1 protein-coding gene is annotated in these 550 nt (G+C 38.5%); it reads right to left on the reverse strand.

Annotation, left to right across the window (positions count from 1 at the left end; genetic code table 11):
* Positions 1 to 125: 125 nt before the first annotated feature.
* Complete coding sequence (locus tag BK127_RS46190; RefSeq protein ID WP_083690003.1) at positions 126 to 263, reverse strand: response regulator; 138 nt, start codon at positions 261 to 263, stop codon at positions 126 to 128.
* Positions 264 to 550: the final 287 nt, after the last annotated feature.

Below are 550 nucleotides of genomic sequence, written 5' to 3' on the forward strand. Positions count from 1 at the left end.
GAACAAGAGACTGTGACTAATCGTCATGGCGCAACTCCTTTACATGTTGTTTAGAGTCATCAGCGCCAGCTTGAAAACTCTCCAGCATCTGATGGTCGTTATGAGTCACCACGATAACAGGCACCTCATTTAACTTTCTTGATCTTAGAGCAAAGAGTGATTCCATCCTGATAAGGAATTGCTGCATCCAATATAACAAGACTATAGTCGAACTGTCGTGCTTTAAGAAATGATGATTTACCATCATATGCTTGATCAACCATGCAGCCTTCCTTCTCAAGATTGATTTAAGAAGCATTTGAATGCGTCTATCACGAGCAATAATGAGAATTTTGGTTCCGTATTTAAAAAATATATAATCACTTCCTTGTCCTTGCGTACCCTACATATTCATTATGCGATACGAATCGAAAAACAAGAATAACTCAATGGGGCTATATACGAGTCGTCCGATCCGTCCAAAACCGTTAATACCTACTTTTACAGTCATTCTCAAGTCCTCCTATAAGTTTTATTTATTCCAAAGAGGCGAATACCTCTCATGAAATCA

The sequence above is a fragment of the Paenibacillus sp. FSL H7-0331 genome, assembly GCF_001956045.1.

Excerpts from the sequence above, each read along its gene's own strand:
- BK127_RS46190 (WP_083690003.1), bottom strand. The coding sequence starts at position 263 with ATGGTTGATCAAGCATATGATGGTAAATCATCATTTCTTAAAGCACGA.